This is a genomic window from Microbispora sp. H10836 (assembly GCF_012999525.1).
Taxonomy (GTDB): domain Bacteria; phylum Actinomycetota; class Actinomycetes; order Streptosporangiales; family Streptosporangiaceae; genus Microbispora.
This window is the reverse complement of the sequence record NZ_JABBWU010000037.1, coordinates 37,258-46,904: the sequence shown is the minus strand read 5'-3', so window position 1 is coordinate 46,904 and position 9,647 is coordinate 37,258. Positions and strand designations below refer to the sequence as shown.

The following is a 9,647-nucleotide window of genomic DNA, read 5'->3' as shown; positions in this document are numbered from 1 at the left end:
CTGCACCGGCATCACCGTGTGGGGCATCACCGACAAGTACTCCTGGCGCAGCGGCGACACCCCACTGCTGTTCGACGGCAACTACAACAAGAAGCAGGCCTACACCGCCGTCCTCGACGCACTCAACTCCGCGACCCCGAACACCAGCCCGTCTCCGAACACCAGCCCCTCCTCGGGCACCAGCCCGAACCCCGGCTCCACGAGCGCGATCAGGGGGGTCGGCTCCGGCCGATGCCTGGATGTGAACGGCGCGTCGCAGGCCAACGGCGCGACGGTGCTGATCTGGGACTGCAACGGGCAGGCCAACCAGCAGTGGACCTCCACCAGCGCCAGTGAGCTGCGCGTGTACGGCAACAAGTGCCTCGACGTCAACGGCGGCGGCACCGCCGACGGCACCGCGGTGATCATCTGGGACTGCAACGGCCAGAACAACCAGAAGTGGCGCTTCAACTCCGACGGCAGCATCACCGCGGTCGGGGCGAACAAGTGCCTGGACGTGTCCGGGAACGGCACCGCCAACGGCACCAGGGTCCAGATCTGGTCCTGCACCGGCGGCGCCAACCAGAAGTGGACCCGCGTCTGACATCACCGTCCAACCGGGGCGGCCACAACCTGGCCGCCCCTTTCTCATGTCCGCTCGGCGCCGTTGAGGGCACACGACCACGGGCCCGGTCCACGGCGGCCGTCGTCCCTTGACGAGAGGCATGTTATCGGTAACTCTTCTCTCCATTACACAAGCGTCTGCGCCAGATTCCGGGCAGCCCGCTGCCGCTCGACCACGTGGAGCGGCGTACGGAGTGAAGCGTGATTGATGAGAGAGTTCCCCTCGCCTCGGCGCAGGGACGCCGACGACGGACGGACCGCCGGTTCGTGCGGCACGTGCGCGACACGGCCGAGGCGTACACCCTGCTCGCGCCGAGCCTGATCGGATTCCTGCTGTTCCTGGTCGCGCCCATCTTCGGGGTGGCGGGACTGAGCCTGTTCGACTGGAATCTGATGGGCGCGCCCTCGTTCGTCGGCCTGGACAACTACCGCGAGCTGGCCGCCGATCCCGAGGTGTGGCGGTCCCTGTTCAACACGGTCTACTACGTGCTGCTCAACATCCCGGCGCAGACCGTGCTGGCCCTGCTGCTGGCTCTTGCCCTGAACCGGCGGATGCGGGGCGGCAAGGTCTTCCGCGTGGCCTTCGTGCTGCCCTGGATGGCCATGCCCGTGGCCCTCGGCATCGTCTGGTCCTGGATCTTCGATCCCCGATACGGCGTGGTCAACCAGGTGCTGGGCATGGCGGGGATCGACGGGCCGAACTGGCTCACCGATCCCGCGTGGGCCATGCCGGTGATCGCCTCGGTGAACGTCTGGCAGTACACCGGCTACACCATGCTGATCCTGCTGGCCGGACTGCAGGCGATACCGCACCAGTTGTACGAGGCCGCGGCGATCGACGGCACCACGCCGGCGCAGCGGTTCTTCATGATCACCCTGCCGCTGCTGCGGCCGTCGCTGTTCTTCGTGCTGGTGACGAACACGATCGGGTCGTTCCAGGTCTTCGACACGGTCTTCGTGATGACCCAGGGCGGTCCCGGCGGCGCCACCGACGTGCTGAATTTCCACATCTACCAGCAGGGTTTCCAGCTCTTCCGGGCCGGGTTCGCCTCGGCGCTGGCGATGGTGCTGTTCGGACTGATCCTGCTGGTGACCGCGGCGCAGTTCCTCTACTTCCGCAAGCGCACCGTGTACGACTTCTCGTGAGGACCCGATGAAGAGGACACCGCTGAAGAGGACCGCGCTGTATCTCGCGCTCTTCATGGGCGCCGCGGTCGCGGTCGCGCCGTACCTGATGACGCTGAACTCGGCCTTCAAGGAACCCGCGCGGGTGCTCACCACCCCCGCCTGGGAGCCCGCCGTCCCCGCCACGTTGGGCAACTTCGCGAAGGTCTGGTCGGAGTACGACATGGCCGGCTTCCTGCTGCACTCGCTGGTCTACGCCGGGGCCGTCACGATCGGCCAGGTCGTCTTCAGCACGATGGCCGCCTACGCCTTCGGGCGGATGTCGTTCCCCGGCCGCGACGCGCTGTTCTGGGGCTACCTCGCGACGATGATGGTGCCGCAGATCGTCACCCTGGTGCCGCTTTTCCTGATCATGCGGGAGTTCGGGCTGATCGACACCTATCTCGGCTTGATCCTGCCCACCGCGTTCGGCACGCCGTACGGGATCTTCCTGGTGCGGCAGTACTTCCGCACGATTCCCCGGGACCTGGAGTCGGCCGCGCGCATCGACGGCGCGGGCACCTGGACGGTGCTCACCCGCGTCGTGCTCCCGCTGAGCCGCCCGATCCTCGCGACGCTCGCCACCATCACGTTCATCACGACCTGGAACACGCTGCTGTGGCCGCTGATCGTCACCAACGGCGACGCGGTCAGGGTCGTCACGCTGGGCATCTCGGCGTTGAAGGGCCAGTACTCCTCGCAGTACCACCTGATCCTGGCGGCCGCCGCCCTGGCGCTGCTCCCACTCGTCGTGATCTTCCTGCTGTTCCAGCGGCACATCGTCCGCTCGATCGCCCTGACCGGGCTGAAGTAATCACCTCCTCAGAGAAGAAGGGCATGCAGCTATGTCCAGAAAAATCGGTTTATCTATGGTTGCGACGGCGGCCCTCCTGGCCTTGGCCGCCTGCGGCGGAGGTTCGGACGACTCCGGCTCCTCCGGCGGCGTCGTCACCCTGCGCTACGCCATGTGGGACGAGGTGCAGAAGCCGCCGATCGAACAGTCGATCCGCGAGTTCGAGAAGGCCCACCCGAACATCAAGGTCCAGATCGAGCTGAACAACTGGAACGACTACTGGAGCAAGCTGCAGACCCAGCTCGCCGGGCGCTCGGCGCCCGACGTGTTCTGGGACCACGTCTCCTACTTCCCCAAGTTCAGCAAGGAGGGCGTGCTCACCGACCTCGCGCCGCTCATCGCCCAGGACCAGGTGGACACCTCCGTCTACGACCCCAAGCTCGCCGAGGGCTGGAAGGTGGACGGCAAGGTGTACGGCCTGCCGAAGGACTGGGACACCATCGGGCTCTTCTACAGCGCCAAGGCCCTGAAGGACGCCGGGCTCACCCCCGCCGACCTCGACGGCCTCACCTGGAACCCCGCCGACGGCGGCACCTTCGTCAAGACGCTGCAGAAGCTGACGGTCGACGAGAACGGCAAGCGCGCCGGCGAGCCGGGCTTCGACCCCGAGAAGGTCAAGCAGTACGGCCTGGCCATGCAGGCGCCCACCGGCCAGCAGGACTGGTGGAACTTCGCGCTGCAGAACGGGTGCAAGCTCCAGGACAAGCCGTGGGGCCGGTGGACCATCGACCAGCCGGCCTGCGTGCAGGCCATCCAGTTCGTCCAGGACCTGCGCCTCAAGTACCACGTCGCCGTGCCCGCCACGGTCACCAACCCGCCCAACGGCCCGTCGCTCGACCAGGTCGTCGGCCGCGGCGAGGCGGCCACCGCGATGGACGGAAGCTGGATGCTGCGCGCCTTCGACACCGCGCTTCCCGACGGCGGCTTCGGCGTCGCCGACCTGCCCGCGGGGCCGGTCGGCAAGGGAAGCGTCTACAACGGCCTGACCGAGGCGATCTACGCCGGGACCGAGCACCCGAAGGAGGCCTGGGAACTCCTCAAGTGGCTGGCCTCCGAGAAGCACCAGAAGGCCGTGGCCCAGGCGGGCGCCGTCTGGCCGGGGATCAGCGCGCTCAACGACGTCTTCGCCGGCGCCTGGAAGGCCAAGGGCGTGGACGTCACCGGGTTCAAGAAGGCGGCCGAGGGCACCACGATGGGCTACCCCCTCACGGAGGCGGCCGACACCTACAACGTCAAGGCGCTCGACATCTTCAACCAGGTCTGGCTCGGGCAGATGACAGCGCAGGACGCGGCGAAGAAAATCAACGACGAGGCGAACGCCGCCATCAAGTAGGCTCTGGAGCTATGGGAGTTACCGGTCACATGCCACCGCAGGACGCTTCTCGCGGCCGCTCGGCGAGCATCTGGGACGTCGCGCGTGTGGCCGGTGTCTCGCAGCAGACCGTCTCTCGTGTCATCAACGGCAAGGCCCGGGTCAGCGAGGCGACCCGGGCCAAGGTCCTGCAGGTCATCGCCGAGCTCGGCTACCGGCCCAACAAGCTGGCCCAGACGCTGGCGGGAGGCCCGGTGCGGTCGGTCACCGTGCTGACCTCGGACACCGCCCTGTACGGCGCGGCCGCCACGCTGCGCGGCATGGAGGAGGCGGCCAGGACGGCCGGCTTCTCCGTCGGCATAAGCGTCCTGCAGCCGGACTCCCAGCAGACGGACATCGCCCTGCGGCTCAACCGGCCCGGGGAGCCCGTCATGGTGATCGCCTACGACGACGCGGGCGTTCGTGCGCTCCGGGCGCTGCCGCCGGACGTCCCGGTGGCCGCCGCCGTCGAACGCCGCGCCGACGAGGGCGACGCCGCGGACGGCGGCCCGTGGCAGGTCTGGCTGGACGACCGGGCCGCCGCCGCGCACGCGACCCGTTACCTGCTCGGCCTGGGACACCGGACGGTCAACTACGTGGCCATCCCCTCCTCGACCAGCCCGTCCCCCCAGCGGACCCAGGGCTGGCGGGACGCGTTGCGCGCCGCGGACCGCCCGGTGCCCGAGCCGTCGCACGGGGGATGGACTCCGCGCTCGGGCTACCTCGCCGTTCGCTCCCTGCTGGCGGACCGCTCGGTCACCGCCATCCTGTGCGGCAACGACGACCTCGCGCTCGGCGTCATGCGGGCCGCCCGTGAGGCCGGGCGGGACATCCCCGGCGACCTCAGCGTGGTGGGCTTCGACGACGCCCCGCCCTCGGCCTACCTCAACCCCTCGCTCACCACCGTACGGCTCGACTTCGAGGGGCTCGGCCGCGCCTGCTTCGGCCTGCTGCACCGCAGGCTGGAGCCGCAGACCGCCCCTCCCGTGCCCGCCTGGAGCGAGCCGGAGCTCATCGTGCGGGAAAGCAGCGGCCCCGCCCCGGCCTGACCTCCGCGTCGTCCCGGATCGACCACTCCGGGGTGCGCCCCGCCACCGGACGCCGCCCTCCGTCCCGAGCCCGCCGCCCCCGTCAGGCGGCGGGTGTTCGGCATGTCCTCGTCCCCCACCGCCCAAGCCCTCTTCGCATCGGAAGGCCAACATGATCGTCCACGACTCCGAACGCCGCCTCTGGGTGCTGTCCGGGCCGTCCTCCTCCTACGTCCTGCATCTCGACGACCATGACCGGCTGCGCGTGCTGCACTGGGGATCCCGGCTCACCGTCGCGCAGGCGGCCTCGCTGCCGCTGCTGCCGCGGCAGCCGTTCCGCCCCGTGGAGGACGCCGCCGAGGGCACGCTGGACCTGACCGCGACCGGCGGCCTGTTCTACGGGCACGCGGCCGTGCAGGTGCGCTTCGCCGACGGCACCCGGGATCTGGAGCTCGTCCCCACCGGCCAGCGCCGCACCGATCGGGAGCTGGTGCTGACGTTCGCCGACCGCCACTATCCGCTCACCGTCGAGTGCCACTACGGCGTTCACGAGGACAGCGACGTCATCGAGCGGCACCTGGTGCTGCGCAACGAGGGCGAGCCCGTCACCGTCGTACGGGCCGACTCCGCCACCTGGGTGCTCCCCCGCCTGGACGGCTACCGCCTCAGCTGTGTGCGCGGTCAGTGGGGCGCCGAGACCCGGCTGCACCGCACCGAGCTGCCGTACGGCGAGACCGTGACGACGAGCCGGCGAGGTGTGACGAGCCACCAGGCCAACCCCTGGGCGATGGTCGACGACGGGACGGCGGGCGAGGAGCACGGCGAGGTCTACTCCTGCGCGCTGGCCTGGAGCGGAAGCTGGCGGCTCACCGCGCAGCGGCTCCCGACCGAGCGGGTGACGCTCTCGGCCGGCGCCGGGCACGACCCGGTGACGCAGGAGCTGGGCGCCGGCGAGGAACTGGTCACCCCCGTGTGCGCGGGCCTGTACACCGACGGCGGCTTCGGCGCCGCGAGCCGCGCCTGGCACGACCACCAGCTGCGGCACGTGCTGCCGCACCCCGGCGAGGCGCGGCCCGTGCTGTACAACTCCTGGGAGGCCACCGGCTTCGACGTCTCACTCGAAGGCCAGATCGAGCTGGCGGAGAAGGCCGCCCGGATCGGCGTCGAGCTGTTCGTGGTGGACGACGGCTGGTTCGGCGCCCGCACGCACGACGCGGCGGGGCTCGGCGACTGGCACCCCAACCCGCGCCGTTTCCCCGACGGACTCGGGCCGCTGATCGACCGGGTGCACGAGCTGGGCATGCGGTTCGGCCTGTGGGTGGAGCCGGAGATGGTCAACCCGGACAGCGATCTGTACCGCGCCCATCCCGACTGGGTCATCCACCGGCCGCACCGGCGGCGCACCGAGCACCGCAACCAGCTCGTGCTCGACCTGAGCAGGCCGGAGGTGGCCGACTGGCTGTACCGGACCCTGGACGAGCTGCTCGCCAAGAACGCCGTCGACTTCCTGAAGTGGGACATGAACCGCCCCTTCACCGAGGCGGGACCGGACGAGCGGCTGTGGACCGGGCACGTCCGCGCCCTGTACGCCGTGCTCGACCGGCTGCGCGCCGCCCACCCGCACGTGCGGATCGAGTCCTGCAGCAGCGGCGGCGGCCGGGTCGACCTCGGTATCCTCCGGCGTACCGACCAGGTGTGGGCCTCCGACGACACCGACGCCCTCGACCGGCTGGAGATCCAGCACGGCTTCACCCAGCTCTACCCCGCCCGGGTGATGGGCGCCTGGGTCACCGACAGCCCCAACCCCTACACCGGCCGGGAGACGCCGCTGGACTTCCGCTTCCACGTCGCGATGGCCGGCGTGCTGGGCATCGGCGGCGCCCTCACCGACTGGAGCGACGCGGAGCTCGAACGGGCCGCGGAACTGGTCGCCGACTACAAGCGGATCCGCCCGCTCGTCCAGCACGGCCGGCAGTACCGCCTGCTGCCTCCGGACCGCGAACTGTCGGCCGTGCAGTACCTCGCCCCCGACGGGAGTGAGACGGCGGTGCTCGTCCACCGGCGCGCCCGCCGCTTCGGGCATCCCGAGCCGGGCGTCCGGCTGCGCGCCCTCGATCCCGGCGCCCGCTACCGCGACCGGTCCACCGGCCGGATCCACCACGGCGCCGTCCTGCTCGCCCACGGCGTGTTCCCCGACCTGGCGCCCGGCGACTACGCCAGCGCCCTGGTCCACCTGATCCGTGAATGAGGAGGACGGCGGAGGCAGGCCGCCGGCGGGTGCCGGCGGCCTTTCACATCCCGGTCGCCGGGGCCCGCACCCCGGCGACCGGCTCGCAGCTCAGCGAGGGGTGAGGACGAGGCGGTAGGCGCCGCCGGCGTTCTGGTTGGCGATGGGGATCGTGACGCTGCCGTTGGTGACGGTGTAGGCGTTCGACCACACCGTGGTCGGCCCGGAGACGTTCGTCGTGCGTCCCGACGCAGGCACGGACTCGAGGGTGGCGGTGACCGAGGAACCGAGCCCGCCGATGCCGTCCACCCGGATCGAGCCGTTCCCCGACTGGCCGCCGAAGACGACGCTGAAGGTCCTGCTGCCCGCGTCGTAGGCGGCCACGCCGTCGTTGTCCGTGGTCGGGGTCACCTTGACGATGTTGCCGGTCTGGTCCGCGTACCACTTGTACATCCAGTACGACGCGGTCGGCCGGCCGTTGTACAGCAGACCGTTGAGGGTGCCCGCCTCGTACCAGAACGCCCGCTGCGCGTCACGCACGCCCGCGCGCTCGAACTGCGCCACGTAGTGGTTCGCGCTGCTGGGCACGTCGATCTCGCCGGTCGACGCGTACTCGTTGATCGAGATGGGCCGCGGGGAGATGCCGAGCTCGCGCTCCAGATTGCGGTAGGCCTGGACGTTGCCCGTGACCTGCCGCCAGCCGCTCAGCTCGTGCCACGACACCACCTGGGGCAGCGTGTTCGTGGCCTTGGCGTTGGTGAGGAAGGAGCGCATCCGGTTGACGTCCCAGTAGGAGTAGCTCGGCCCCATGATGGCCGTGTTCGGCTCGCTCTGCCGGATGCGCTGGTAGGTGCGGACCCAGCCCTCGTTGAAGGAGACGCCCGAAGCCGAGGGCCAGGTCCAGTCGGGCTCGTTCCAGGGCTCCCACGCGTCGATGTTGGTGACGCCCGCCGACTTCGCCGCGGCGATCATCTTGTCGATCCGGCTGTACCAGTCGTTCCAGTTCGTCCACCAGTACGGGAAGCCGTCGAAGCTGTCCGCCATGTCGACGGTGATCACCGCGCCGATGGCCGCGGCGTTCCTCCAGATGTTCAGCGTGTCGCCGATCGGCGCCGGAACGCCGTTGGGCCGGTGCTCGTGCAGCGGCGGGGGCTGGCGCAGCTGCTTGAGCTTCAGCGGCTGCATGACCGACACCGGCGGGGTGTTCGCGTCGGACAGGCCGTAGAGGGTGCCCGAGGCGACCCGCGTGACCGGCCGCACGACGGTGGCCGCGTCGACGACGAGCGTGCCGCCGCCGGCTCCGGGGCCGTTGCTCCACTTCTGGTTGCTCTGACCGTTGCAGGTCCACAGGATGACCGCGGTGCCGTTGGCCGTGCCCGCGTGGTCGACGTCCAGGCACAGGCCCGACTGCGTCCCGGCGATGGACCCGTCGGGGTTCTGCCGCCACTTCTGGTTCGCCTGCCCGTTGCACGACCAGATGATCACCTGCGTGCCCGGCGAGGTCTGGTTGTTGTAGGCGTCCACGCAACGCGTGCCGTTCATCGTCCGCAGCTCACCCGCGGAGGTGAACTCGAACCCCTGGTTGGCCTGACCGTTGCAGTCCCAGATGTCCAGCGGGGTGCCCAGCGTGTCGACGTTGCCCTTCACGTCCAGGCAGCGTCCCGACGCGGCGCCGACCAGCGGGGCCACCGCCGCCGAGGCGGGGGCCGCCCACGACAGCGCGCTCGCCAGCACGGTCGCCAGGGCCGCTAAGACGCACACGGCGACGGCCGCCGGCGACGGCCGTCCACGGCGCGCCCGGCCGGATAACGGGGGGGATGTGTCGCGCATGTTCTTCTCCTGGGGGTGGGAGACGGGCGAGGGCGGGCGGCGTCCCGCACGACGTACGGGGCCGGCCGGAGCCGGTTCCGATGGATGGACGGATCAGGCCGGCCGCCACGCGCCGCTCGCGGTTCTGCCGGAGTGGCCGGCACCTTGCTTGTTTCCGGGATGTTGAGGATGCGTTACCGGTAACATCAGGATTTAGGCGCTTCCCCAGCCCTATGTCAAGACCCAACTCAGAGGGCGGTTCGCGAGTTGATGCCCGGATCAGACAGAACTACCTGCCCCACGACCCGCTGCGCCGGCGGACACGGGAGAAACGACGCGGAGTCAGTCGTCCTCGGCAGGTGGGGCGTAGTCGCCCTCCTCCTGATCGGCGATGACCTCGTCAAGTAGGCCGTCGATCTCCACCGCCGTCGCATCCACGCCCGGGCCGGGCTCCGCGGCGTCGGCCACCCACCCCGGCTCGTTGATCCATTCCTCCCACGACAGCCCGTGCTTGTCGGCCAGATAGCGGGCGCGGTAGAGCCGCGTCGCGTCGTGTAGTTCAGGACCTCCATCAGGAACACCTCCTCTCCGGGCTCCCGAGGGTCATAGCCA

Annotated in this window: 8 protein-coding genes; 6 read left to right on the top strand and 2 right to left on the bottom strand. The window is 70.1% G+C overall.

Going from position 1 to position 9,647, the window contains the following annotated elements; translation table 11 throughout:
• The 6 genes from HHX30_RS39035 to HHX30_RS39010 all read left to right on the top strand — a co-directional run.
• Positions 1-583, top strand: a 583-nt coding sequence (locus HHX30_RS39035) for an RICIN domain-containing protein (protein WP_169988974.1), incomplete at its 5' end; no start/stop codon positions are given.
• 221 nt (positions 584-804) lie between these two features.
• The gene (locus HHX30_RS42345) at positions 805-1,749 is read left to right on the top strand and encodes a carbohydrate ABC transporter permease (RefSeq protein WP_211593397.1); all 945 of its coding nucleotides are present in this window, start codon (positions 805-807) and stop codon (positions 1,747-1,749) included.
• Positions 1,750-1,756: 7 nt separating this feature from the next.
• On the top strand, positions 1,757-2,581 hold the full coding sequence (locus HHX30_RS39025) for a carbohydrate ABC transporter permease (RefSeq protein ID WP_169988973.1): 825 nt from the start codon (positions 1,757-1,759) through the stop codon (positions 2,579-2,581).
• A 55-nt stretch (positions 2,582-2,636) separates the two neighbouring features.
• Positions 2,637-3,953 carry a sugar ABC transporter substrate-binding protein gene (locus tag HHX30_RS39020; RefSeq protein ID WP_169988972.1) on the top strand — a complete coding sequence of 439 codons (1,317 nt, stop codon included), beginning with the start codon at positions 2,637-2,639 and terminating at the stop codon, positions 3,951-3,953.
• Between the two features lie 29 nt (positions 3,954-3,982).
• On the top strand, positions 3,983-5,020 hold the full coding sequence (locus HHX30_RS39015) for a LacI family DNA-binding transcriptional regulator (protein WP_211593395.1): 1,038 nt from the start codon (positions 3,983-3,985) through the stop codon (positions 5,018-5,020).
• Positions 5,021-5,171: 151 nt separating this feature from the next.
• A complete protein-coding gene (locus HHX30_RS39010) occupies positions 5,172-7,247 on the top strand; it encodes an alpha-galactosidase (RefSeq protein WP_169988970.1) in 2,076 nt (691 codons plus the stop codon).
• 90 nt (positions 7,248-7,337) lie between these two features.
• Here the strand turns inward: HHX30_RS39010 and HHX30_RS39005 are convergent, their stop codons facing one another.
• Both HHX30_RS39005 and HHX30_RS43045 read right to left on the bottom strand, forming a co-directional pair.
• Positions 7,338-9,056, bottom strand: a complete 1,719-nt coding sequence (locus HHX30_RS39005) for an RICIN domain-containing protein (RefSeq protein ID WP_211593393.1) — start codon at positions 9,054-9,056, stop codon at positions 7,338-7,340.
• A gap of 321 nt (positions 9,057-9,377) precedes the next feature.
• Entirely contained in the window at positions 9,378-9,503 is a 126-nt protein-coding gene (locus HHX30_RS43045) for a hypothetical protein (protein WP_283246995.1), read from the bottom strand.
• Positions 9,504-9,647: the final 144 nt, after the last annotated feature.

Coding starts and splice junctions, on each gene's coding strand:
- HHX30_RS39025 (WP_169988973.1), top strand. CDS start 1,757: ATGAAGAGGACACCGCTGAAGAGGACCGCGCTGTATCTCGCGCTCTTC.
- HHX30_RS39020 (WP_169988972.1), top strand. CDS start 2,637: ATGGTTGCGACGGCGGCCCTCCTGGCCTTGGCCGCCTGCGGCGGAGGT.
- HHX30_RS39015 (WP_211593395.1), top strand. CDS start 3,983: ATGCCACCGCAGGACGCTTCTCGCGGCCGCTCGGCGAGCATCTGGGAC.
- HHX30_RS39010 (WP_169988970.1), top strand. CDS start 5,172: ATGATCGTCCACGACTCCGAACGCCGCCTCTGGGTGCTGTCCGGGCCG.
- HHX30_RS39005 (WP_211593393.1), bottom strand. CDS start 9,056: ATGCGCGACACATCCCCCCCGTTATCCGGCCGGGCGCGCCGTGGACGG.